We start from the raw sequence: 26,338 nt of genomic DNA on the forward strand, positions 1-26,338 counted from the left end.
GTGAATGACTTTAGACAAACTGAATCAGGAGCAAATTGAGGAAGATGTTTTCATCTTTCCAGCTTCGTTTGCTCAGCAGCGTTTGTGGTTTATCGAGCAGCTGCTTCCTGGGGAGACTCTATACGTCATTCCGCTTGTATTTCGGCTCACGGGCTCACTGGAGCGATCGCAACTTGAGCAAAGCATTCAAGCAATTGTCCACCGCCACGAAAGCCTTCGAACTACGTTTGAGGTGGTAGACGGGCAGCTGGTGCAAGCGATCGCGCCAGATCTACAGGTGCCGCTCAGATTTATTGATCTACGGGAAACACCTGCTAGCAGCCGAGAAAAGACTGCACTGGGCCAGATTTGGCAAGAGATTCAGCAGCCGTTTCACTTGAGTCAGGGGCCGCTGTTTCGAGTGCAGCTGTGGCAGTTACAGGACAATGAACATCTGCTGTTAATGGCCCTGCACCACATTATTTTCGATGAGTGGTCCAGCGGCGTTTTAATCCGCGAGCTGGGTGAGCTGTATACGGCATTGGTGGAAGACCAGCCGATTGCCCTACCGGAGTTGGCCGTTCAATATGCCGATTTTGCCCACTGGCAGCGGCAGTGGCTGCAGGGGGATGTGCTAAACACTCAACTTCGTTACTGGAAGCAGCAGCTCAAAGATGTTCCTATGCTCAATTTGCCCGGGGCTGCCCCTCGGTTGGGAGAGCTGCAGGGGCATCGGGGAGCTAGCCAGCTACTGGAGTTGCCGCAGTCGTTACTTGATGCGCTAGAAGCGTTAAGCCAGCAGGCGGGCGTGACGCTGTTCATGACCTTGTTAGCAGCGTTTCAAACCTTACTGCATCGCTATACGGGACAGAGCGACATTGCTATTGGTTCTCCCATTGCCAACCGTCACCGCAGCGAACTGGAGGGCTTGATTGGATTCCTGGTCAACAGCCTAGTGTTGCGAACCAGTTTGGCAGGAGATCCCACCTTTCGCGAACTGCTAGACCGAGTGCGCGACGTCACGCTAACGGCCTATGCTAATCAAGACTTGCCCTTTGAAAAGCTGGTAGAGGAGCTGCAGCCAGTTCGTAACCTGGGTCAAAATCCGCTATTTCAGGTGGTCTTTGCGCTGCAAAATACGCCCATAGAGCAGCTAGTATTGCCGGGATTGGTCCTCAGCCCGATGGATCTAGAGACTAAAACTGCCCGCTTTGACCTGGAACTATATGTTTGGAAATCCACCGATAACTTTAGAAATCTATGGGGTAAAGGCTGGCAGCAATCTGATGGATTGCGTGGGATAGTCGTTTACAACACTGATTTGTTTGATGCAGCCACTATTGCATCTCTGCGACATCATTTTCAAACTTTGCTAGAGGCTATTGTTGCTAATCCAGAAGCGCCCCTCTCTGCCCTGCCCTTATTGACTTCAGGTGAGCAAAAAGAGCTGCTGCGGCATTGGCATAGCACCCAATCTAGCTATCCTGAAGACTGTATTCATCACCTTTTTGAAGCGCAGGTTAGGCAAAGACCAGATGCGATCGCACTCAAATTTGGCGATCAGCAGTTCACCTATGAGGCGCTAAATCAGGGCAGCAATCAGCTAGCGCGGTATCTGCAAAGGCTAGGAATTGGCGCTGAAGCGCGGGTCGGCATTTGCCTGGAGCGAGGCATTGAAGCGATCGCAGCGATGCTAGCGATTCTTAAAGCGGGGGGAGCTTATGTGCCGCTCGATCCCAGCTATCCCCCCGAACGGCTGCACTTCATGCTGCAGGATGCCGAGATTGCAGTGGTCTTAACCCAGACGGGCTGGGCAGATTCGCTCCAGAACGAGGGCACGACCGTCATTTGTCTGGATCAGGAATGGGATGCGATCGCACAAGAACCAGACACGGATCTAGCGACTCCTGGCACAGCCGATCAGCTAGCCTACGTCATCTATACTTCTGGTTCCACCGGCACACCTAAAGGCGTCAGAGTGCCACACCGAGCAGTGAATCGCTTGGTCTGTGAGACTGACTATGTGCAGATAGAGGCTTGCGATCGCATTGCCCAAGTCGCCAACTTGGCCTTTGATGCTGCCACCTTTGAGGTGTGGGGCGCTTTGCTTAAGGGTGCCCAGCTGATTGGCATTGAGCGAGAAACCACGCTTTCGCCCGCTGATTTTGTAGCCGAACTGCAGCAGCAGCAGATTAGCATTCTGTTTCTAACCACGGCGTTATTCAACCAAACGGCCAGTCAAATTCCGGCTGCTTTTCGTTCGCTCAAATATCTCTTGTTCGGAGGCGAAGCAGTCAATGTCGATCGCGTGAGAACTGTACTGCAGCAGGGCAAACCCCAGCATCTACTCCACGTCTATGGCCCCACCGAAAACACGACCTTTTCCACCTGGTATGAGGTGCAGACCGTTCCAGAAAACGCGGCAACGATTCCCATTGGTCAGGCCATTGCTAATACCCAGGTGTATTTGCTGGATGCCAAGCTCAACCCAGTTCCAGCAGGCGTTATCGGCGAAATTTATTTAGGCGGAGCTGGCCTGGCCCAGGGGTATTTGAACCGCCCGGAGCTGACTGCAGAGCGGTTTATCGACAGTCCCTTTCAGGAAAATGGGACGTGGAGCGAAGAAGAATCTTTTCCTCCCCTACTCTACAAAACTGGCGATCGCGCCCTTTACCGCCCCAACGGCAACCTTGAATTTTTAGGACGCGCAGACCACCAAATCAAGATCCGGGGATTTCGAGTAGAGCTAGGCGAAATTGAGGCAGTTTTAACCCAGCATCCGACGGTGCAAACAGCAGTGGTAGTGGTGCGTGAGGTAGACAGCGATTCGCAGGAGCCGTCTGCTGCAATGGACCGCCAGCTAATTGCCTATGTGGTACCTAAAGCAGCGGCAATGCCAACAGAGCGGGAGTTGCGATCGTTTCTTAAGCAGACCTTACCGGCCTACATGCTGCCAGCTGCCTTTGTCGTGCTGGATGCGCTCCCCCTAACTGCAAACGGCAAGGTCAATCAGAAAGCGCTGCCGCCTCCCGATCTGGTCGCTCTCCAGGGAAGCAGCTCCACCGTTGCTCCTACCACTTCTCTAGAGCAGTCCCTGGTCGAGCTTTGGTCTCAACTTTTGGGACGAAAACAGGTGGGCATTTACGACAACTTTTTTGAGCTGGGCGGGCATTCCCTGCTGGCGACCCAACTAGTCTCGCGCATTCGAGATCGGCTGCAGGTGGAGCTGCCGCTCCGCAGCGTGTTTGAAACTCCCACGATCGCAGAACTGGCACCCGAGATTGAAGCGCTGAAACGGGCAACGCAAGCAGGTGGCCGCTCAACAAATCCGTGGCAAGCAGCGGGTTCGCAACGACGTGAGGAAGTAGAACTATGACGACTCAAAAAATCGCAGAACTGGTTTCCCAACTCCATAGCCTGGATGTGAAGCTATGGGTTGAGGGCGAACCAGAGGCTTCCTTAGACAAAATTCGTTTGCGCTGCACTGCCCCCGAAGGAACGCTAACAGCTGAATTGCGCCAGGAATTAGCCGAGCGTAAAGCTGAGCTGATCACCTATCTGCACCTGCAATCTGATAAGCCGGATCGCTCACTCGAATCGCAGCCTATTCAACCCGCTTCGGCAATGCAGAGGGCGACGTCAGGAAAGGTGTTCCCGCTGTCGTTTGCTCAGCAGCGACTGTGGTTTTTGTATCAGCTCGCGCCAAACAGCCCTTTTTACAACGTGCCTACGGCCATTCGCTTAACGGGGATATTGGATCAAACGGCACTGGAGCGATCATTTCAGGCCATTGTGCATCGCCATGAGGCCCTTCGCACCACGTTTGCTATTGTGGATGGGCAGCCAGTTCAGGTCATCGAACCCGAGGTCAAAGTCGAGCTATCGGTGGTGGATTTGCAAACGGTGGCTGCGAACCAGCGCGATGCTTCTATGGAGACGCCGCGCGATTCATCTACGGCGACGCTACGCGATTCACCCACGGTGACGCTCCGCGAACGCATCAGCCAACAGCTAGCAATTGCCGAAGCTCAGCGGCCCTTTAACCTGACCACAGATCCGCTGATGCGGGTGACGCTGCTGCAGTTTGAACCCACCGAGGCCGTGCTGCTGCTAACGCTGCATCATATCGTGGCCGATGGTTGGTCGTTGGGAGTCTTGATTCGGGAGCTGGCGAGCTGCTATAGCGCCTTCGTGACCGGACAAACGCCCGACCTGCCGCCCCTACCCATTCAATACACAGACTTTGCCTGCTGGCAGCGCCGCTGGCTTCAGGGAGAAGTTTTGGAAAAACAGCTAGCCTACTGGCGCAAGCAGCTAAAGGATTTGCCAGGGCTAGAGCTGCCTTGCGATCGCACCCGTCCCGCCGTGCAAACTTATCAGGGCGCAACCTACCCGCTGCACATTCCCCCTGCCCTCACCCAGGCACTAGAAGCCTTGAGCCAGCAGGCAGGCGTATCGCTATTTATGACGCTGCTGACTGCATTTCAAACGTTGCTTTATCGCTACACAGGACAGGAAGATATTGCGATCGGCTCTCCTATTGCCAACCGCCATCGCAGCGAACTAGAAGGGCTGATTGGCTTTTTCGTGAATAGCCTAGTGATGCGATCGGATCTTTCAGGTAATCCGACATTTCGCGCCCTGCTAGAGCGGGTTCAGAACGTTGCCCTAGAAGCCTACGAGCATCAGGACTTGCCCTTTGAGAAGCTGGTGGAGGAACTAGACCCAGAGCGGGATCTCAGCCGCAATCCGCTGTTTCAGGTGGCCTTTGCTCTGCAAAATGCCCCCATGCAGCCCTTAGAACTGCCGGGGTTAATGCTGGAACCGGCCCCTTTAGAATCGGGCAGTACCCGCTTTGATCTGGAGGTTCACCTGTGGGAGCCAGCCCACGGCCTGCGGAGCATCTGGCAGTCTGAGGAAGGCTTGAGCGGCTTTATCTCCTACAGCACAGACTTATTCGACCGCGACCGGATCAGTCGTTTGGTCGGCCATTTCCAGACCTTACTGGAAGGGATTGTCGCTAATCCCAATGCGCGGCTGTCAGACCTGCCTCTGCTTACAGCCTCAGAGCATCAGCAGATCGTCTTTGAATGGAGCCGATCCCCCCTAGCCCCTCTTGAAAAAGAGGGAAATTGGGCCGGAGTTTCTCTAGAGGAAGGGAGTTTAGAGGAGCCCTGCTTTCATCAGCTCTTTGAGGCGCAGGTGGAGGCTAGCCCGGATGCGATCGCACTCATCTCACACCCAGAATCACTCACCTACGCAGACCTCAATCAACGCGCTGATCAGCTAGCCCAAACTTTGAAGCAGAGAGGGGTCCAGCCAGATACTTTGGTAGGGCTCTGTGTCGATCGCTCTGCCGCTATGGTGATTGGCATTTTAGGCATTCTCAAAGCCGGAGGAGCCTACGTCCCCCTCGATCCCAACTACCCCAGCGATCGGCTCCACTTCATGCTCAGCGATACGCAGGTTTCCATTCTGCTGACGCAGTCGTGGCTAGTCGAGTCCCTGCCAAGCTCCCCAGCACAGATCATCTGCTTGGATCAGCTAGATTCCCTCACCCAGGAGAGCACAGAGGATCTCAGCAACACCCCTCTCGTCAAGGAGAACAAGGGGGATCAAACCCCCACACCCGACAACCTCGCCTACGTCATCTACACCTCCGGCTCCACTGGCACCCCCAAGGGAGTTCTCCTCACCCATCGTGGCCTGTGCAACACCGTCAAGGCCCAGCAGCACCTCTTTCAACCCTGCCGCCCCCGAGTTCTCCAATTCAGCTCCCTAAGCTTTGATGCCTCCGTTTTTGAGATTGCCCTGGCTCTTGGCTCTGGCGGCACGCTATACATTCCACCTCAGCCTGCCCAGCTGCCGGGGATGGCCCTGGTGCAGTTCCTAGAAGAGAATGCGATTACCCACGCCCTACTCACCCCGGCAGTATTGGCAGTTTTACCCGCTGCGGATCTGCCCGCCTTACAGGTTCTAGTCACAGGCGGAGAAGCCTGCCCCAGCCAAGTCGTCGATCGCTGGGCCGCAAATCGTCGCTTCTTCAACGCCTATGGCCCTACCGAAGCCACTATCTGGGCCACTGCCGCCGAACTCCACCCCGGCGACAACCCTCTGACAATCGGGCGACCCATTCTCAATGCTCAGATCTATATTCTGGATGCCAGCTTCAATCCTGTTCCTGTGGGCGTTCCCGGTGAACTATACATCGGTGGTGCAGGATTGGCCCAAGGCTATCTCAATCGGCCTGAGCTAACGGCGGCACGATTCATTACCAGTCCCTTCAAGGGAACAGAGCAGAGAGACTCATCCCCGGCCTTGCTCTACAGGACGGGCGATCGCACTTGTTACCGCACCGATGGCACGATCGAGTTTCTGGGTCGAGCCGATAACCAAATCAAAATCCGAGGGTTTCGAGTAGAGCTAGGCGAAATTGAAGCGACCCTACAGCGACACGCAGCCATCCAAGAAGCGGCTGTGATTGCGTCCGGCGAGTCCTCCAACGAAACGCGACTAATAGCCTACTTCAGCCTCGACCCACAGCATTTTCAGCAAACCGCCTTGCGATCGCTACAAAGCCAGCAGATTGACCACTGGCAAAACCTCTACGACCAGACCTACCAAAGCAAAGAGCAAAAGCCACAAACCAAGAGCCAAAATCCAGCATCCCCCCTACCCCCCTCATCTCCCTCATCCCCCTCATCTCCCTCATCCCCCCCTCTCCCCTCCCCAGACTTCAACATCACCGGCTGGAACAGTAGCTACACCGGAGACCCCATCCCGCCGGAGCAGATGCAGGAGTGGGTGTGCGATCGCACCCAACAAATCCTTGCCCTGAAGCCCGAGCGGGTGCTGGAAATTGGTTGTGGCACCGGGCTGCTGCTGTTTCAAATTGCGCCGCACTGCCAGCAGTATGTAGGGACAGACTTTTCGGCAGTAGCGCTGGCCGGTATTCGGCAGCGGTTAGAGGCAATCAACTTATCCCAGGTCCAGCTCCTGCACCGCATGGCGACCGATCTCGACGGCATCGACAAGGCCTCGTTTGATGTGGTGATTTTGAATTCGATTATGCAGTATTTTCCCAGCGTGGATTATTTGCTGGAGGTGCTGGAGGCAGCCCTGCAAGCTGTCGCGCCTGGGGGTGCTCTATTTTTGGGCGACGTGCGCAGCCTGCCGCTGCTGACGGCTTTTCACACCTGGATGCAGTTTTGTCAGGCTGAGGATGCGGTGGAGCGAACTCAGCTCAACCAGCGGGTGGTGCGATCGCAATTTGAGGAGCCTGAACTGGCGATTGATCCAACGTTCTTTCATGCCTTGCGTGATCGATTCCCTCAAATCCAGCGGGCGCAGATTCGCCTCTCGCGGGGTCGTAGCCACAATGAAATGACGCAGTTTCGCTATAACGTTTGGCTACAGGTAGAGCCGTGTTCGTCTGATAAAAACGCCCTCCCTGAAAGTTCTTCCGTCGACAGCACCCTGATTAAGGAAGGCAGGGAGAATCGCCATGACTGGCAACTTAAACCCATCACAGTCAAAGAGATTCAAAAGCACCTGATTGAAGCTGAACCTGATGTATTCATGCTCACAAATGTTGCCAATAGCCGGGTGATTGCGGCGGTCAAAACCGTAGACTGGCTCCATCATCAGGAAGCCCCCAAAACCGTTGGGCGCATGCGAGAGAATTTGCAGAACGCCACCGCAACAGCCATCGATCCTCAGGACTGGTGGGATTTGGAAGCGGTGCTGCCCTACCGCATAGAGATTACCTGGTCAGCTCAAGCCAACACAGGCAACTACGATGTGCTGCTGCTTCGCGACGGCATTGATGCCCCGATAGATTGGCCCAGACCTCAGCCCCCTAGCCAAGCCTGGCACCACTACACCAACGATCCTCTACAGGCTCAGTTTGCTCGCCAGCTCATGCCTGAACTGCGTCAGTACTTGGGGCACACCCTACCCGACTACATGGTGCCTAGCGCCTTTATCCCGCTAGCAACGCTGCCGCTCACGACTAGCGGCAAGCTAGACCGCCGCGCCCTCCCTGCTTTTAGTGAAGAGGTGATTCACGCATCGGGCACCCAGACGGCCCCCGCTACGCCAACAGAAGCAACCCTAGCAGAAATTTGGAAAGAGCTGCTGCGGCTCAAGCACGTCAATGCGGGCGACAACTTTTTTGAGTTAGGAGGCCATTCCCTGTTAGCAACCCAAATGACCTCGCGTATACGGGATGCGCTAGGAGTAGAGCTGCCCTTAAAGAGTGTCTTTGAGGCACCCACAATTGCTAAACTGGCCCCTATTCTAGACGCTTTGCATAACCAAGCCTTAACCCCCGAAATCCCTCCCTTAGTTCGGTTAGATCGCTCTGCCTACCGCCGCAAGCGATCGCATTTAGCACCGCAACCCGCGCAGTCGATCTTACCTAGCAGTTCCCCAACCCGGCAGACTCCACCCGCTGAGGAAGCCGCGCCCAACAGTCCGGCTATTTCTGAACCCGCGATCGCAGCGTCCCAATCGCCGCTGGTGCCCCTAACCCTGGCCAGCGCAGGAGCCAGCAAGCCGCCCTTTTTCTGCGTGCATCCTATGTTTGGGGTTGTTTTTCCTTACCTAGAGCTGGCGCATCATCTGGGCCGCGCTGCGCAGCAGTGCCCCCACTGGGGTAATCGCAGCTTCTACGGGCTGCAGCCGTTGGGGCTCGATGGCAAGGCCCCTCCGTTAACCCGCATAGAAGCGATCGCAACCTACTACGTTCAGGCAATTCGGGCAGTCCAGCCCCAGGGGCCGTATTTTCTAGGCGGGTGGTCTTTTGGCGGGCTGGTGGCCTTTGAGATGGCGCAGCAGCTCACCCAGGCCGGTCAGCAAATCGGACTGTTGGCCATTCTAGATACGCCAGCCCCCGGCAGCAAACCCTCCCTCTCCCAAATCCTCAAGTTTCTTCTGGGAACAGCTCTGTGGTCTACGCTGCCGTTTCTCATGGACTACGGTGTTTTGGCGACAAAGCGGCTGCCGTTCCAGCTCCCCTGGCTGTCTCGCTGGCAGTGGTTTGCGATCGCCCGCCTGATTCCTGAAGAGTCTCGTCTGCGCTTAGTAGATGAATCTACCATTCAATCCATGCTGCCCATTGTCTATGCCAACAGTCAGGCCACTTACCGATATGTGCCCCAGCCCTATGCCAACCAAATCACGCTATTCAAAGCGGCTGAACAGTCCGAGGCTATTGGTCAAGATGCAACCCTAGGCTGGAGCGCATTAGCAAGCGACATTCAGCTGCATCAGGTACCAGGCAATCACTTATCTCTGCTAAAGCAGCCCCATGTGCAAACTTTGGCGCAACAGCTAGGGCAATGTTTATCTAATTATTAAGGCATCAGATACCGCAAGCATTGTTCGTACTGGTCTGGATAATCTCGGGCTACTCTTTGCTCTAGGCGTCGTGCGATCGCAACATCGTGCTTGGCATTGCCGATTAAATGGGTGTAGCCCAATAGGTTTGGCTGCTCCGAGGCAAAGGCAGCTTCTGGCGAGTCAAACAAGCACTGTATGTTGACTTTTTCAAAGCTAGAGCCAGTCGCCTGCTGATGGTATGCCAGACAAGCTGCCAGAAAATACTGCTCCACTAGCAAACAGTCTCCCAGCTTGTTGTCCATTCGGGCAAAGGCTGCCTGATTGTGAGGGTGAGTTGCCATCTGGAGCGCGAGATCGGCATAGTGGCGAATAAAGTCCACCCGATTGCCGCCAAAAATGCCGCAGCAGTATGCCTGACTGTAGCGCTGGGCAACAGCCCAGTGCCACTCATCTGGAAGCCATCCACCTGTAGCTTGAACAAGCTGATCAAAAGCTTCGGGGCGGTACCACCAGCAGGTAGCATCAACGTGGCCAAACACAAAATACTCTGGGTTCTGGGCAAAGACGGGGGCGACATCGAGAGCCTGGGGCAACGCCTTCCACAAAAACACATCGCTATCTACGTGAATAAAGGGATGGCTCTGGCTGCGGTAGGCCCACAGCTTGCCCAAAATCCACCAGGCTGGGTCTTGGTCATACAGAGCATTCAGCGCGGTTGAAACCGTATCAAACTGAAGGCCGAGACCATCCACTAGCATTTTGGCTCCCTCATCATCGGTCACCAAAGTTGTTTCTGGATAATGCTTGCGGGCCGTTTCGAGAGAGAGAATCCAGGCCAGCAAGTGGTGTTTCTCGCTCAACCAAATGGTTTGCCGATGCGCCTGAAAGGGCTTTGTCCAAAAAGACCAAACTGAGCGGGTAATGGATTGCCCCTGAGCTGGGCTACTCAACGAGGTCACAGGAGCTGACCTCCAATCGCCCCGCCCGGGCCGTAGTAGCTGCTGGCTAATACGGTAAAAGAGTCTTGGCTAATGGCTTTGCCACCTGCAGTCTGCACCGAAATTTTTACTGGCCCAGGCGGGAGAGAGGGCACTCTAACGGCAAGCTGCGTTCCAGTAGAGAGACTAAGCACCGTAGCAGTTGTATTGCCAAATTGAACGATGACCGTTCCGGTGTTAAAGCCGCTGCCTGATAGCGTAATGCGGTCGCCTGCTCTGCCAGAGGTGGGCGAAAATTGGCTAGCCGGTGGGCCAAAGGCAGGGGCTGCAGGGGGCAGCGGATCAACCACAAACTCGCGAATAAATTGATTGTTCGTGGGGGCTTGATCTAGCAGCGTGTTGTCTGGATCAACGGTAAAGCTAACCCGGTAAGCTCCCGGCTGATCTAGCCTCGCCGTAAAGCTAGTGGACGGATCTGCCGACCGCTGCTGTGCAAGCAGAGGCGCATGGAAGTAAGTTCCTTCGGCCACTAAGATGTCCGTTTCTCTGATCGGCAGATCCTCGCCAGGATCGACGGGCCGGAGGCTGGTTTGGGCGCTGGTATCGGGCAGGCGCTGAACGGCTCTAAAGACCTCCCATTTCACAGGGAATTTGCCGGTTCCGAGCGTGCCCTGATTGATCAGAGCAGCTTGAAACGTAACCTCGTCCTGCACCCGGATTGAAGCAGACGGTTTGAGGGTAATATTCAACACGCAAAGCTCAACAACATCGGCCCGCCAAGGTCGGGTGTTGGTTTTTTGATCCTTCACCTTGACAGAGACAAGCCCGCTGCCCACGGCTCCTCTGGGCATCTCCACCGTGAGGCGAGTGCTGGTCCGTTCTCGAATGGTAGCTAGCCTGTCTTGAAAGTAAACTTCCACCTTGTCACTAGCCAGCCCCAGGTAGCCCCCGTCGATCATCACGATGCTGCCAGGAGAGCCACTTTCAGGCTGCACCTGAGCAATGAAGGGCAGCTGCCGCCACAGGCGCAGCCGGGATTCATCTAGCCCCGTTTTGACAGACACTTCTGTGAGCGTAGCTGGGGTTTGTGTAGTGACCTGCAAATCGTTGACCGTATGAATGCCTACGGTCTTTAGCTTTTGAATTTCTCCGGCCTGGATGTCGGGCAGGGTTTCTAACCGCTGGTCGGTGCCCGTTTCTAGATCGACTGACCTGCGCGTTTCCTGCACCTGGGTATCAAGCGCGGGGGTAAAGCCCAGCTTGAGCACGGTTGCCCCTGTTTGCCCTGGCGACACCGTGCGAAACATTAGCCGACCGTTAGGGGCGTGGCGCACGTCTACCTGCAAGTCCAGGCTGAGCTGATTGACCATCATCGACAGGCGTCGATTTTGGGCCTTGAGAATTAATGTGTCTTGGGCCTGGTCTAGCTCCGCGGTGACAAGCTGAATTAGCTCAGAGAGTTCCCACTCTTCATTTGGCAGATCCGCCAGGGTATTGGCGCTAGGGGTGTGATCGCTGTTTTGCACAGTAGCTACGGCACATTAGGATTTAGCTTGAGCTGGAGGCAGGTGAATCGGGGTTGAGGGTTAAGGTCATTCTAAAATGGCTCAATGCTACCGTTGATTTTGGCACCAGCGGCGAGGGCAATGCCGTCATCAGCCGGGAAGGGGACAAGGTTGCAGCAGGCTTCGAGGAGATCTGCCCCTGTGAGATATAAAAGTGAACGGGAATGTCAATCTCAATTTCATCCAGCATGAGCTGGGGCAGCGTGGCCCCTAGCGGCAGTTCCTTGAGGTGGGCTTGCGCTAAGAGTTCTGGCAGGGTATCGGGCGCTAGCTGCTGGGAGGCTGGGATGGTTGCGATCGCACCCGCTGCCAGTTCAACCAGCGTGCCAAAGTAAATAGAAGGCATTCAGTTTTCAGGAATAAATACTCATCGATCAGGGTGCGTCACCCGTTGCGGTGACGCACCTACTGTTCTTGCGCGGAGAATTGGTACGAGCGATTGCTGGGAATGTTGGGTTTTGCCGAGCTTCAACCCAACCTACAAAGCTAGATGATGGGTGCTAGATCTGACTCTTTTACAGTGCCGGTACCGTCGTTGAGGGGCTTATAGTCGGTCTTGAACTTCAGAATGACTTGGCCGCTCATTTGGGTCAGCGTCTCGATATTGCCTACCGAGGTTTGATCCACCGTGCTGACATTGAGCTGGTTGTAGTAGGCATTCATGCTGGCGCTGCCCCAGCCCCAATAGGCACCGCCTCGGACGGAGCCGCCAAAGCTACTGCGGTTGGTGTTGGTAGTGCGTGAGGTGTTAGTTTCGCTGGAGGAAACCTGGAAGATGAGCTTGGTGTTGATCTCCCCCTCGGTGATCACAATTCGCGCCATGCCTTCCCGCGCCATCTGCCGCAGCTGGTTCATGCCATCTCTGGCGAGACCGTGCTTAATGGCAGCTTGAATGGTCACGAGATCGGCCGCTAGATAGCTGGTGCTGCCATTGGCAGAAATGCCTCCAACCTGATCAAACTCAGAGCTATCAAACAGAAGCTGAGCCTCTTTTTCATTGATAACACCGTTCTCAACCAATCTCTCCAGGCCAAACACCTTGAGAATTTCGACTCGGTGCCCGCCTGTAATGGGGGCCAGGTAGTAGAGGCGCTTCAGGTGATAGGCGCGGCGCGGCTGGTCTTTTTTCACCGCAAAGGCTGTCTCTTTGCCGTTGGAGGCTTCTGTAAACGTAAGCTGGGCCAGCTTTTCCTGCACCGCGTCTTCAGAGACATTGTCGGAGGCAAACTCCTTGAGGCTCTTGGTGATATCGGCCACCATCTCGCTATAGGCCTTCATCTGGTCGATGGTGGCCTTGATGATGGAGTTGAACGTGCCTGTGATCAGCCCTTGGGTAAAGTCGACAAAGGCCATTCCCACTTGCTGGGAGCCTCTCACAGCAGAGTCAAGGGCAGTATTGGTGGTGTCGCCCTCAGTTGTCAGCATTCGGGCCTCGCTGACAGGAGCGACCAGCCCCATCGATGCCGCACTGAGGTCACCCTCCTGGGGTCGCAGAAAGTCGAGCAGCGTATCTTGCACAATCGTGGTGACACCCTGGCGCAGCATTTGGCGCTCGGCATCATCACTACCCACCGTCTCTACGGTTTTTTCGATAACTTCCATCAGGCGATCGACCCCACTTGCGACGGCAGCATCAACTGGCTCGACCGCAAGCGCTTCAGTCTGAGCGGGCAAAGGTTCTGAGCCTTCTAGATTGGTGTTTTCAGTCTCGGAATTGTTGTTTGGCTTGCGAGTGCGAGTCATGAAATGAGGTCCTTCTTAAGAGTGCAGAACGATGTGGATACGGTTGTTGAAAGTCGTGACAGGAACCGTAGAAAGCTCGGTTTTGCCTTGATTTCAACCTATTAAAAAACTAGACAGAGATTACAAGTAACAGCCGCCATGGCTTATTAAGCTGTTTTTTTTGCCCTTCTACTTCTTGCTTTAATATGTAGAAAAGCAAATTAACCAGCAGTAAATACACCCATTAATTTGAGCCGCAGTGTTAGCTAAGCTCAGTGCAAATTCCCCAAGTTTAGCTACGGAATTTTCCTGGCAAGACACAGAGGCCTAGGCCCAGCAAAGCACCTATAGTTCTCGTTAGGAGAATTGGTAAAGCGTTTCAACAGAATTTTGAAGCGTTAGCCTAGAAGCCGGTCCTTATTCAAATGAGTAGAGTACTGCCGAAGTTAGGCGCAAATCGAGAAGATCTGGGGTAGATGAGCGCGAGTAGCCCCAATTCAGTCTTAAATGTTTAACAAGTTGACGCATGAGAGGAAATTTTGATGCGAGCAATTGACTCAGGTTGATTCACCCAGCAGCTAGAGGTTTACGGACTCGCCGCCCGATTAAAACCAGATAAAGATCTGGTACAAAAGGGACTAGACAACGTCAATTTGCGTGATTAGCTCTGGAAACTGCCGCAAAAACCAGGCGGACAATACTTGCCCCTTTTCAAAAGCGGTTGGGGGATACCTCTAAAAATGCTATCGGCACAAACTGTATCGATTTCTGTAACCATGAAAATAGTCTGCTGTTGAAGATAGAAAATAACGATAAGTCCACAGCGTATTTTCTTAGATGTTTTGCGAAATTGCGCTTTTATCGGCTGAAGTTAAATTGGCGGCAGCGGCTCTCACCCACTACGAGAGGCAGCACTGCCCTTAGACTCATTCGTTGCAAAATCGGCCTTGCTCGCAGCCTTTAACAAAGCAGCGAGGCAGCCGATCCTCTCAACTCTGTGTAACCCCCCACCTATGAACATTTCTACTCGCCTCCTTTCCCTGAGTGGAATCTTAATCATTGCTTCTGGGCTAGTTGCCTGCGCCGACCTGCAAATGCGGCCTCAGCCGGAACCCCTTCCTCCAGAACCGGTGCCTCCAGGCGCGGTGTCACCTGGCCCAAACGGCATGCATAGCTGGTCAGCTATGCTAGGCCCGACCTCGGTCCCAGCAGGCTGGCAGGTCATCCCCTGCGATAACCCGACCTTACTCTGCGTCTATGTAGATGGCGACATTGTTGGCACCGTTGAGCTGTTTACTGAAACTGTTGCTGGCTCAAGCTTTGGGGCTAAGCTGGCAGAGGCCGGAGGCGATCAGGATGTCGCTTTAAAGGCTTGGGCAACGGACTTTTATGCCTCAATGGAGCAAGATCGGACAATGGGTGCTCCCACCCTCAAATTTTCTAGTCAGGCACCTGAGGTGGCCCCTGTTGGCAGCCTGTCCGGCATCCGCTACAGCTTCAGCACAAGCCATGACAACGGCACCCTGGCCGACTACAGCTTGGGTTACGCAGCTACCGACGGCACAACTCTGTACGTTATTGCAACTGGCTTGATTGTCGGTGACCCAACCGGATCTTTCTCCGACTATGAGGCGATGCAGCAGTTTGAGCCTCACCTGGCCGAAATTATTGCGGGGTTAAACCTATGACTCACGCAGTATCTCGACAGCTCCCATCGACTCAGTTCCTGCTGAAGTGGGTTCTCGCTAACCTGCTAGGCGGATTTTTGGTTGGGTTTCTTGAAAATAATGGGCTGCAGTTTGCCGCTACCCTGCTGCTGACAGGGATCGTCCTAGGCACGCTGCAGTGGTGGGTGGTCAGGCAGGTGGTGCAGCAAGTACGATGGTGGCCTTTGGCTAGTGCCTTGGGCTGGATCGTCGGTAGCCTGATTCTGGCATCTAGCAGTAGCCTCTACACTCCTCCTGTCAACGCACTTTGGAACCAGTTTGGGCTGTGGGAGGTCTTTTGGCTCAACCTCATCACAGGGCCAATTCCAGTTCTAGTCATGGCTCTGGCTCAGGCGCTGGTGCTTGGCCGCCGGGTTCAACTTGTTGGATGGTTGCTGGCTAATCTGGTGGCTGGTGTGGTTGAAGGCGGTGTCGGGGCGACGCTGTGTGCTGCTATCTGTCAGCCTTTACCTACGGCTCTAGTAGGTATCGTCAGTGGTTTGGCTTGGGCGGCCTATAGCGTAATTACCGGGGCTGCTCTGCTGTGGCTGCTAAAACGGCCTCAGGAGCTGAGCAATGGGTAATGCGATCGCACCTAGCCTAACCACCTATTCTCTCCTAACCTTCGCGGGTAGCCTCTGGTCAAACTAAGCGGCGGTCGCCCAAAAATTTATCTCTTCAGTCCTCTCAATCTTGATCAAGTTCTATGAAGCGTTCTTTTCTTGCATTTTTGTTGCTGGGCATGATTCTGGTGACTAGCTTGAGCTGGCTCACAGCTCCCCAGACTCAAAGGGCCGTGGCTCAAACGCAGCCTATCCCCAGCCTGTTTCAGGCTCCTGCGGCTGATATCAGCACCCTGCAAGCGCAGCTCAAGGCTCAAAACTGGCAGGCTGCCGATGCCGAAACTCGTCGCATCTTAGAAGTTTATGTGCATCCCAACGGCGACCTCTTTAGCTCACCGCTGGCCACCAACATTCCCCCGGAAGTGCTGCAAACCCTTGACCGGCTCTGGAGCGAGGCCAGCGGCGGACGCTTTGGCTTCAGTGCTCAAAAAGCGATTTGGGACCAGGCCAGAGCCCAGCACCCCAACAACACCGATACCGCTGCTAAAGCCTTTGGCGATCGTGTCGGCTGGACTCGCCCCACTCGCGATCCTGACAACTTCGTTGCCCCCGACTGGCTGACCGAGCTAGAGCTGAACTATTCTCTGCAAGCTCCGGTGGGGCATCTGCCCTGGGCTGGGATCTCCTGGGAGCGCATCAACAATATCCTGACGGCTCAAGGCTGTGGCAGCTGCAGTACCGACGCTCTATATCTGCAGGGCGAACGGTTTAACCGCCATCTGCCGGTACTCTTTAACTGGCTGACCACCGCCTTAGAAGCCCCAATACCTGCTGTCGGCTCGTGGGAGCGGCCTCGATTGGCCCATACCATTAATATTCAGGGGCTGTATCCTAACAACACCTGCCCGGTCTATACCCTGGCTCAGGCCATCAGCCCAGATAGCACTGTGCTGGCCGTCAGCAGCTACAGCTACGAGCGCTCCTGCAGCGGCGGCCCTGAAAACAGCGCCTTGGCCCTGTGGAATGCCCAGCGCGGCACCCGGATTGTCACGCTGCTGCGAGGACGAGCCATTGAAGGTTTTTCCTACTCAGGCCAGCCACAGGAACCGTCCAGCGAATCTGATCGGATCGTTGGCGATGTGGCTAATGCCATAGCCTTTACTCCCGACGGGCGGCAAGTGGCAGCGGGTCTTTCCAACGGCACTGTGCGGCTGTGGACAACGGAGAGAGGGGAAGCCGTTAGAACCTTGAGCGGGCATCGGTATGCGGTGCGTGCGATCGCAATTAGCGCCGACGGACGCACTCTAGCCAGCGCCAGTGCCGACCAAACCCTCAAGCTCTGGAATCTGCAAACGGGGCAACTCCTACGCACCATCGCACTCGATCCTAACGATGGCATTCCCCTGACCCTACTGATTAGCCCCGATGGGCAGCGGCTAGCAACGGCCACCAACCGCAATACCCTCCAGCTTTGGAATGCCCAAACCGGCCAGCTAGTGCGTACCTTTGTCGATGAGGCCGTCAATCTACCGCCCGACATGCCCATCGCCTTTAGCCCCGACGGTCAGAAGCTAGCAACTGCCGACATTGACTACAGCATTAAGCTGTGGAACGCCAACACCGGAGCCCGACTGATCACGTTGAAGGGTCACAGCCAGCGGGTGCAGCACCTCGCCTTTAGCCCCGACAGCCAGCGCCTAGTCAGCAGCCAGGACAAAACAGCTTACCTGTGGAACCTGCAGACCAACCAGTCCATTCGCACCTTCGAACTGGTGCAGTCGGTAGGGCACCCGGTGCAGCTTAACAACCTGGGCTATGTGGCCTTTAGCCCCGATGGTAAAGTCCTAGCCACCAGCACCCTGCTGCAGCCCCCAGCCCAGAGCGAGCCCATTCCGCAACAGGGTGTTACTGTATGGGATCCCGCCACCGGCCAACCCCTGGTTCAAATCCACAACGTTGCCCAGTTCCAGTTCAGTCCTAATAGTCAGGTCCTGGTTGCTCGTGGGCAGGCAGTGCAGATTTGGCAGCCGTATAGCTCGCGGGTGGGGGGATAGGGGAGATGGGGGAGACGCGGGGATAGGGGAGACGCGGGGACGCGGAGATAGGGGAGACGCGGAGATGAGGAAGGATAGGGAAGGGGGTGGGATTGAAACGGCTTTACTTCTCTGCTCTTTATACTCATTCCTTAAATAGCCGCTACCCCCATCCACTCATCCACCCATCCATAGGCGCTCTCTTCTCAAACTGGCGTTGCCTCCTCCACTCCCTAATTTCCTACGGCTTGCGGCAGTGCTGGGGCCAGTATTTGATCAATTTCCTTTAGTACGTCGTCGCTTAGGTGAATGCCAGAAGCGGCGGCGTTGTCTTCTACCTGCTCAGGGCGGCTGGCTCCGATAATGGCTGCTGATACTCGTTCATCGCGCAGCACCCAGGCCAGGGCTAGCTGGGCCATTGAGAGGTTGAGCTGCTGGGCGATGGGCTTGAGGTTTTGGACGGCGCTGAGAATACGATCGCTTCTCAAATTCTCCATGTAGCCATTCATTTGATCATTAGCGGCCCGAGAGTTTTGGGGTGGTGCTTCACCTGGCTTGTATTTGCCGGTGAGCACGCCCTGCCCCAAAGGCGACCAGACAATCTGGCCAATACCGTTGTCTGCACACAGGGGAAAGACCTCGGCCTCAGGCTTGCGCCACAGCATAGAGTACTGCGGCTGGCTGGAGACAAATCGCTCGACGCCGCTCATATCTAGAGCCGCCTGAATTTGGGCCGGGTTCCACTCGCTAAAGCCGATGTAACGGGCTTTGCCCTGCTGCACCACCTCGCTCAGAGCAGTCATGGTCTCTTCCAGCGGCGTATTTGTGTCGTAGCGATGGCACTGATAAAGATCAACATAGTCGGTGCGGAGACGCTGCAGCGAGGCGTCGATCTGCTTGCGGATCTGGGCTGCCGATAGGCCCTGATCGGTTGAAGACATGGGGAAGTAGACTTTGGTTGCGAGGACGTAGGAGTTGCGATCGCGCCCCTGCAACACTTCACCCAAGAACGATTCGGCAGCACCGCGCCCGTAGACATTGGCCGTGTCGATAAAGTTAATGCCAACGTCAAAAGCTTTGTGAACGCAGGCTGCGGCCTGCTGCTGCTCAACACCGCCCCCATAGGTTAACCAGGAGCCCAAACTGATTTCAGAAACCTTGAGTTCGCTGTTGCCAAGCTGCCGGTACTTCATACGCTAAAAGCCTTGGATTTGCCTATCCATCCTAGGAAGGCAGCCCGTTTACACCCCTCCGACTAGCGAGGGAGATTTTGGCTGGGGTGTTGGATCGCGCTGTGCTTGGCACCAATCTGCAAAGGCAGCCTTTTCAAGGGGCTAAATTCCGCCCAGCAGGGGATTGAGCAAGATGCCCAAAAAGGCCAATGTCCCCAAGATAGCTAAAACAATGGATACCAAAAACGAGGGCGAACGCCGAGAGACATACATCAGGTCATCTCGCTGAATGCGGTGGAGTTGCCGCCGGTGGTCCATTGCGGCATAGAGCATGGCAACGGTGCCTAGCGCCACAAACGACAGGCCCAAAATCCGCGACAGCCGCACCGGAGTTTGATTGACGTTCAGGCCGTCTTGCAAAATGGTGACAAGGCGATCGAGGCCAAAGCCAAAGCTGATGAGGGACAGGGATGTGCGAATCCAGGCCATCAGCGTGCGCTCTTGGGCGGCGCGGTTGCGTTCTTTAGCCAGTTCAACGGCTAGGTTTGGGGTGGGATTGGCGTTATTCATAGGGGAAGGACAGAAGAAAATTACCGAAGAGCGTCAGCGGACCTGGAGACAGCGTAACCCGGCGATTACAATCGGGTTGGATCTATGTCGATACCAGCGATTGAAATAGCAACTGTGACTCCTCCTCAACCCAAACGCCCTACCGGAGCGACCAACGAGCTAGCCAAGGAGCGTAATCGGGCAGCGGCTGAGCGTACGTTGGCCTCGTGGATTGGCAATTGTTTGGCGCTAATTGGCTTTGGCATGGTTTTTGACCAAATCTACACGGAGTTGACTGTGCCATTTCCTATGGGACTAGCCCTGAGCGCTGGAAACATCCAAGCTCTGAGCCTGCTGTTTATCGGCACGGGTCTGTTGCTTCTGGTTTTAGCGCTAGCGCAGCATCGGTTAGCTGTCCAGGGCCTCGAACGGGAAGAATACGTGCGTCTGCCTATCAACGCTATGAATCGGATAGTGGTTGCAGCAGTAGTGCTGTTTGGGCTGATCAGCCTGGTTGAAATTTTGCTGCTGTAACGACTTGAGAAGCCAGACCACTAGAGTCTCCTGTCAAAAGACCGCTGCTTTGAGCGCGATGCCGACAAACGCGCCTATGCCGATGACGAGCAGCGCCACCGCCACAGTTGCCCCCAAAGGAGGACGGGAAGCGTATTGATACTCGGGCTGCTGCAGGCGCTGCATTTCCTGACAGTGATCAAGGGCTGCCATGATCACGGTAAAGGTGCCTAGCCCGACAAAGGTCAGCCCCAAAGAATAGCCCAGCCGCACAGGATTAATCGTCTCGCTAAAGCGAGCCTGAAGCGCTACCGCGCCCTGGTCAATGCCAAAGCCAAAGCTGATCAGTATTGTGCTGGTGCGGATCCAGGCCAGCAGTGTGCGTTCTGCTGCTACGCGGTTACGCTCGCGGGCTAGCTCTGCCTGCCAGTCAATTGATTCGGGGCCGAGGGGGGTCATAGACAAACGACCTCCGCACCTGCTTTCGGCTCCACGTATGCCTTTCGATATATAGACATTGCGCTAATCTTTCTCCACAGTCATTAGATATAGAAACATTTATATCAGCCTCTGAGATGCCGTCCCCTGAGCTGCTGCTGTGCCCAAGGCCGCTGATTGCTAACCGATCTGCTAGCAACCTGCTTCGAGTACTGTGGCCAGAGATGATGCGATCGCAACCCCAGTTTGCCAATAAATGGGGCTTGCCCTTGCCCATTGTTGACGATCAGAAAAACATAGAGGTCGGCCCTAGTTCCTTGACCTTAAGCTCATGGATCCACCGCCCAGCCTCTTGAGCAATTTCAAAAAAGCGCTGCGAATTAAGCATTTCCAGGAGCAGGAGTAAAAAATATGAACGCAGTGCAGAGAGGGGCTGTTGCTGCAGCCCTTTTTGCCGGAGGGGGAGAAATGGGAACCCTGATTGGCTCCCATGATTGGTCACAGACTCCCCTAGGTCCGGTTGAGCACTGGTCTCAGAGCTTAAAAACTGCCGTTCGGATTATGCTCACCTCCCGCCAGGCCATGTTTGTCTGGTGGGGAGAAGAGCTGATCAATCTCTACAACGATGCCTACCAAGCCATTTTGGGCGGTAAGCACCCAATTGCCCTGGGCCAACCCGCTGCCGAGGTTTGGCACGAGATTTGGGATCAAGTGGGGCCTCGAGCAGAGCTGGCCATGCGCCAAAACGAGGGCACCTATGATGAAGCGCTCCTGCTGCTTATGGAGCGTAACGGCTATCCCGAAGAGACTTACTACACCTTTTCCTATAGCCCAGTCCCCAATGAGCAGGGAGATACCGGCGGCATCATCTGTGCCAATACCGACGACACTCAGCGCATTATCGGTGAGCGCCAGCTGGCCCTGCTCAAAGAACTCGCTGCCAGCACAGCCGATGCCCGCACCTTTGACGCTGCGTGCACCCTCAGCGCTCACTGTCTAGCCAGCAACCCCTACGACTTTCCCTTTGCAGCAATCTATCTAGTTGATTCACAGCAGCAGGCCACCCTGGCGGGCACCTGTGGCCTTGAGCCAGGCCATCCAGTCGCACCTCAGAGTGTCTCTTTGAGCGATGAGTCTTGGCCCTTTGCGACAGTCCTCGAAACCCACAAGCCCAGCTTAATCTCAGATCTCAGCAAGCGGTTTACCGACCTCCCCACCGGAGCCTGGGACCGTCCCCCTCAGCAGGCGGTTGTTGTGCCCATCTCCCCCACTGGACAGGCGGGCAAAGCAGGCATTTTGGTGGCGGGCCTCAACCCGTTCCGACTCTTTGATGACAACTACCAGCGGTTTCTCAATCTAGTTTCAGCCCAAATTACCGCCAGCATTGCCAATGCCCAAGCTTATGAGGAAGAGCGCCAGCGAGCCGAGGCCCTAGCAGAAATCGATCGGGCCAAAACTGTCTTCTTTAGCAACGTCAGCCACGAGTTTCGCACACCACTGACTTTAATGCTGGGGCCGTTGGAGGAAGCGTTGGCGAGCTTGGGATGGGTGGATGAGTGGGAGAGTAGAAGAGTAGATGAGCCCCCCTCTACCCATCCACCCATCCACCCCTCTACTCATCTACCCATCCACCTATCCACTCTGAAACACCAGCTCCAGCTCACCCATCGCAACAGCCTGCGCCTGCTGAAGCTGGTCAATACCCTGCTCGATTTTTCGCGCATTGAGGCCGGACGCATTGAGGCGACTTACGAGGCGACCGATTTGGCCAGCTTTACAGCAGAACTGGCCAGTGTGTTTCGCTCTACTGTCGAGCAGGCCAGTCTGCGGCTGGAGGTAGACTGTCCGTCGCTATCCGAGCCGGTGTATGTGGATCGGGAGATGTGGGAGAAGATTATACTCAACCTGCTCTCTAATGCCTTCAAATTTACGCTTGCAGGCAAGATTCGGGTAAGTTTACATTGTGTGGAAAGAAGCGCGGGGAGCCAGATAGACGCGGAGCTACGGAGACACGGGAACGCGGGGAACCGAGCCGACGTGGGGGCAGCATTTCCCGATCTCTCTGCGTCTTCCCCACCTTGTGTAGTTTTAGAAGTCAGCGACACGGGCATCGGCATTCCCACCGAAGAAATTCCCCATTTGTTTGAGCGGTTTCACCGGGTCAAAGGGGCCCAGGGCCGCAGCTTCGAGGGGTCGGGCATTGGCCTTTCGCTGATTCAGGAGTTGGTGAAGCTGCACGGGGGCAGTCTGCAGGTCGAGAGTGTATTAGGTCAAGGCAGCACATTCACGGTATCGATCCCCATGGGGACTGCTCACTTGCCTCAGGAGCGGGTAAGCCAGGTGCGATCGCAAACCGTCATCGGCTCAGGGGCCATTCCCTATGTAGAAGAAGCTCTGCGCTGGCTGCCCGAATCTGCTCCAGATCCGTTAGAAGAGCAAGCCACCAATCTCCTTCCCACTTCGGCCTCCTGCCTCCCGACTCCTGCCTCTCATCGCCTCTCTGCCCGCATTCTCCTGGCTGACGACAATGCCGACATGCGAGACTACGTGGGGCGTTTGCTGAAGCAGCAGTATGAGGTAGCGGCAGTTGCTGATGGCAAGGCCGCTCTAGCCACAATTGAGCAGCAGCGCCCCGACCTAGTGCTGCTCGATGTGATGATGCCAGAGGTAGACGGGTTTGGCGTCCTGCGACAGCTGCGAACCAACCCTAACACTTGCGACATCCCGATTATTCTGCTGTCGGCTCGGGCCGGAGAAGAGTCGCGCATGGAGGGCCTAGAAGCAGGCGCAGACGACTACCTGGTGAAGCCCTTTTCAGCCCGAGAACTGCTGGCGCGGGTTGAGGCCAGCCTCAAGCTAGCGCAGCTGCGGCGAGAAGCCACCCAGCGAGAACAAACCCTTAGACTAGCTGCAGAAACTGCGCAGCAAAGCGTAGAAAGCGTTTTATCAAGCATCAACGACGGATTTTTCATCCTCGACCGCAGCTGGCGCTTTACCTACTGCAACAGCCGCAACGCTGAGATTATTGGCCTTGCCCAAGAACAGGTGCTGGGCCAAGATGTTTGGGAGCTGTTTCCTGACGTGGTGGGCACTGAGGTCTATCGGCAATTCCAGCAGACAATGACTACCCAAACAGCAGTGCAGTTTGAGTATTTTTACCCCACCTGGGAGCGCTGGTTTGAATACCGGCTCTACCCCTCTCCGGAGATGCTGACCGTCTTTGTCGCTGATGTGACCGAGCGTAAACGTGCAGAAACTGCTCTGCAAGCCGCCGAAGAACGGCTGCGGGTGGCACTGCAAAATGCGCCTATCGCCGTCTTCAACCAAGATCAAAACCTGCGCTACACCTGGATTTACAATCCTTCCCTTGGCTACCAAGCAGACGAAGTGCTTGGCAAACAGGACGCTGATCTGGTCTCTGCCGAGCAAGCAGCCGAGCTAACGCAGATCAAGCGCCAGGTCTTAAGGACAGGCGTCGGTACACGAGCAAACGTGCAGATCGCCCAAAATGGTCGAGATTCTTTCTTCGATTTGACAGTAGAACCCCTATGGGGAGCTGACAACACCGTAGTTGGCGTGACCTGCGCCGCCATCGATATCTCAGAACTCAAGCAGACTGAGCTGGCCCTGCGCGAAAGCGAAGCCTTTAACCGGCAGGTGCTCGATAGCAGCAACGACTGTATCAAGGTTTTAGACCTGAAAGGGTACCTTCTATATATGGCCCCAGGGGGGCAGGCGCAGCTCAGTATTGCCGACATCAAGCCGTTCGTCAATTGTTCATGGATCGAGTTTTGGCAAGGGGTAGATCGGCAGGCGGCACTGATTGCGATGGATGCTGCCAGAGCAGGGGGCGTGGGCACCTTTCAAGGCCACCGCCCTAGCGAAACCGGCGAGCCAAAATGGTGGGACAACAAGATAACAGCAATTCACGGAGCCACCGGACAGGTCGAACAGTTTTTGTGCATCTCTCGAGACATTACCGAGCGCAGGCTAGCCGAACTAGAGCGAGAGCAAACGCTGGCCCGTGAGCGCCATTATGGCAACCAGCTACAGGGACTGACCACCGCCGCTCTAGCGATTAACTCTGCCCTGTCTGTGGAGGATGTCCTGCAGCTGATCACCGATCAGGCAGCAGCTATTGTAGGGTCTCACCAGTCCGTGACTAGCATGACTGTAGATCAAAATTGGGCCCAGGCTATTACCGCTGTTTACCTGTCCGATAAGTACGCACAGTGGCGAGACTACAATGAGAAATCTGATGGCTCCGGCATCTATGCCTGTGTCTGCCACCTCAACCGCCCCATGCGAATGACCCAGGCCGAACTCGAAGCCCATCCCCGCTGGCGCAGCTTTGGTAAAGAGGGCCAAAATCACCCGCCCATGCGAGGTTGGCTGGCCGCTCCCCTGGTAGCCCGCGATGGCCACAACATGGGATTGATCCAGCTTTCAGACAAACATGAGGGCGAATTTACCGCAGCAGACGAAGCAATTTTGGTGCAGTTGGCCCAAATGGCCTCGGTCGCCGTTGAGAATGCCCGGCTGTACGAAGCCGAGCAGCAGGCCCGCTCAGCCGCCGAAGCAGCCCGAGAAGAGGCGCAGGCCGCTAATAGGGTGAAAGATGAGTTTTTGGCAGTGCTTTCCCACGAACTCAGGTCGCCCCTCAACCCCATCCTCGGCTGGTCAAAACTCCTGCAGTCTAACCGACTTAGCCCGATTCAAACAGCCCAAGCCATCACCGTCATTGAGCGCAATGCCAGACTCCAGTCTGAACTGATTGAGGACCTGCTCGATGTCTCTCGCATTCTGCAGGGCAAACTCAGGCTCACAATCAGCCCAGTCAGCCTAAGCTCGACCATCAGTGCTGCCATTGAAACAGTGCGGCTAGCAGCCGAGGCGAAGGGCATTGAAGTGAGGAGGCAGGAGGCAGAAGGCGGGAGTTCTCCGGTGCTTCACGCTCTCCGTCCGTTTTCCTCCCCCGTCACAGTTGCAGGCGACGCTACTCGCCTGCAGCAGGTGTTCTGGAATCTACTTTCTAATGCCGTCAAGTTCACCCCCGCAGGGGGTCGGGTTGAGGTGCGCCTAGAGTCTGTTGACCACCATGCTCAAGTCACGGTCAGCGACACTGGAGAGGGCATCTCTCCAGCTGCTTTACCTAGGATATTTGACTATTTTCGACAGGCCGACAGCACAACGACGCGTAAGTTTGGCGGCTTAGGGCTGGGACTAGCCATTGTGCGGCATCTGGTCGAGCTACATGGGGGCACCATTTGGGCCGAGAGCCCAGGTGAGGGCCAAGGCGCGACTTTTACGCTGAGATTGCCGCTGTTTCGAGGCGGGAGTGCAGAAGCAGGGGAGGCATGCGATCGCAACTCCCCCTCTACTTCCCCTATCGCGCCCCTAGCTGGCAGGCAACTTCTAGTCGTTGACGACGAAATCGATAGCCGCGAGTTTGTGGTCTTTTTGCTAGAGCAGGCCGGGGCCGAGGTTCGCTCAGCCGCAAATGCAGGCGAAGCCCTAGCAGCCCTGAGGCAGACCCCCCCGGATGTGCTAGTCAGCGACATCGGTATGCCCGATTTAGATGGGTACATGCTGATCCGCCAGGTCAGAGCCCTGCAGCCAGAGCAGGGCGGGCAAACCCCAGCAGTGGCCCTAACTGCTTACGCTGGAGAATTTGACCAGCAGCAGGCGATCCGGGCTGGATTTCAGCTGCACGTTTCTAAACCCGTGGAGCCGGATGCATTGGTGAAGGCTGTTTGTAGCTTGATCAAGGGAGGGGACGCGGGGCGGGGAGATGGGGGAGCGTGAACTTTTCGATTAA

14 protein-coding genes are annotated in these 26,338 nt (G+C 55.6%); 7 read left to right on the plus strand and 7 right to left on the minus strand.

The window, feature by feature from the left end; all coding sequences use genetic code 11:
• Positions 1-4 precede the first annotated feature (4 nt).
• Both H6G13_RS17890 and H6G13_RS17895 read left to right on the plus strand, forming a co-directional pair.
• Positions 5-3,355: a non-ribosomal peptide synthetase gene (locus H6G13_RS17890; protein ID WP_190485264.1), complete on the plus strand. Its 3,351-nt coding sequence runs from the start codon at positions 5-7 to the stop codon at positions 3,353-3,355.
• The gene (locus H6G13_RS17895; RefSeq protein ID WP_190485266.1) at positions 3,352-9,339 is read left to right on the plus strand and encodes a non-ribosomal peptide synthetase; all 5,988 of its coding nucleotides are present in this window, start codon (positions 3,352-3,354) and stop codon (positions 9,337-9,339) included. Before H6G13_RS17890 ends, H6G13_RS17895 begins: the two co-directional genes overlap by 4 nt.
• Here the strand turns inward: H6G13_RS17895 and H6G13_RS17900 are convergent.
• From H6G13_RS17900 to H6G13_RS17915, 4 genes are all read right to left on the minus strand, one after another.
• Complete coding sequence (locus tag H6G13_RS17900) at positions 9,336-10,280, minus strand: DUF6734 family protein (RefSeq protein ID WP_190485268.1); 945 nt, start codon at positions 10,278-10,280, stop codon at positions 9,336-9,338. The two genes, H6G13_RS17895 and H6G13_RS17900, sit on opposite strands and share 4 nt — an antisense overlap.
• Positions 10,277-11,785 (minus strand): IPT/TIG domain-containing protein, encoded by a 1,509-nt coding sequence (locus H6G13_RS28785; protein WP_190485270.1) that lies wholly within the window; start codon positions 11,783-11,785, stop codon positions 10,277-10,279. The genes H6G13_RS17900 and H6G13_RS28785 overlap by 4 nt, the downstream gene beginning before the upstream one ends.
• Positions 11,786-11,807: 22 nt before the next feature.
• Positions 11,808-12,170 carry a hypothetical protein gene (locus H6G13_RS17910; protein WP_190485272.1) on the minus strand — a complete coding sequence of 121 codons (363 nt, stop codon included), beginning with the start codon at positions 12,168-12,170 and terminating at the stop codon, positions 11,808-11,810.
• Between the two features lie 140 nt (positions 12,171-12,310).
• Positions 12,311-13,567, minus strand: a complete 1,257-nt coding sequence (locus H6G13_RS17915) for a hypothetical protein (protein ID WP_190485274.1) — start codon at positions 13,565-13,567, stop codon at positions 12,311-12,313.
• Between the two features lie 992 nt (positions 13,568-14,559).
• Here H6G13_RS17915 and H6G13_RS17920 point away from each other — a divergent pair.
• The 3 genes from H6G13_RS17920 (at position 14,560) to H6G13_RS17930 (ending at position 17,869) form a co-directional block, all read left to right on the plus strand.
• Positions 14,560-15,234: a hypothetical protein gene (locus H6G13_RS17920; RefSeq protein ID WP_190485276.1), complete on the plus strand. Its 675-nt coding sequence runs from the start codon at positions 14,560-14,562 to the stop codon at positions 15,232-15,234.
• Positions 15,231-15,836 carry a hypothetical protein gene (locus H6G13_RS17925; RefSeq protein WP_190485278.1) on the plus strand — a complete coding sequence of 202 codons (606 nt, stop codon included), beginning with the start codon at positions 15,231-15,233 and terminating at the stop codon, positions 15,834-15,836. The genes H6G13_RS17920 and H6G13_RS17925 overlap by 4 nt, the downstream gene beginning before the upstream one ends.
• A gap of 122 nt (positions 15,837-15,958) precedes the next feature.
• The gene (locus H6G13_RS17930; protein ID WP_190485280.1) at positions 15,959-17,869 is read left to right on the plus strand and encodes a GUN4 domain-containing protein; all 1,911 of its coding nucleotides are present in this window, start codon (positions 15,959-15,961) and stop codon (positions 17,867-17,869) included.
• 212 nt (positions 17,870-18,081) lie between these two features.
• Here the strand turns inward: H6G13_RS17930 and H6G13_RS17935 are convergent, their stop codons facing one another.
• A complete protein-coding gene (locus H6G13_RS17935; RefSeq protein ID WP_190485282.1) occupies positions 18,082-19,041 on the minus strand; it encodes an aldo/keto reductase family protein in 960 nt (319 codons plus the stop codon).
• Between the two features lie 141 nt (positions 19,042-19,182).
• Positions 19,183-19,590 (minus strand): DUF202 domain-containing protein, encoded by a 408-nt coding sequence (locus H6G13_RS17940; protein WP_190485283.1) that lies wholly within the window; start codon positions 19,588-19,590, stop codon positions 19,183-19,185.
• Between the two features lie 114 nt (positions 19,591-19,704).
• On the opposite strand from H6G13_RS17940, the gene H6G13_RS17945 reads away from it, so the two are divergent.
• Complete coding sequence (locus tag H6G13_RS17945; RefSeq protein ID WP_190485285.1) at positions 19,705-20,103, plus strand: DUF202 domain-containing protein; 399 nt, start codon at positions 19,705-19,707, stop codon at positions 20,101-20,103.
• Positions 20,104-20,136: 33 nt separating this feature from the next.
• Here the strand turns inward: H6G13_RS17945 and H6G13_RS17950 are convergent, their stop codons facing one another.
• Complete coding sequence (locus H6G13_RS17950; protein WP_190485287.1) at positions 20,137-20,541, minus strand: DUF202 domain-containing protein; 405 nt, start codon at positions 20,539-20,541, stop codon at positions 20,137-20,139.
• Positions 20,542-20,931: 390 nt separating this feature from the next.
• On the opposite strand from H6G13_RS17950, the gene H6G13_RS28350 reads away from it, so the two are divergent.
• A complete protein-coding gene (locus H6G13_RS28350) occupies positions 20,932-26,325 on the plus strand; it encodes an ATP-binding protein (RefSeq protein WP_199305985.1) in 5,394 nt (1,797 codons plus the stop codon).
• Positions 26,326-26,338: the final 13 nt, after the last annotated feature.

Origin of the sequence: Pseudanabaena sp. FACHB-2040 (assembly GCF_014696715.1) — a bacterium.
Lineage (GTDB): Bacteria > Cyanobacteriota > Cyanobacteriia > Phormidesmidales > Phormidesmidaceae > JACVSF01.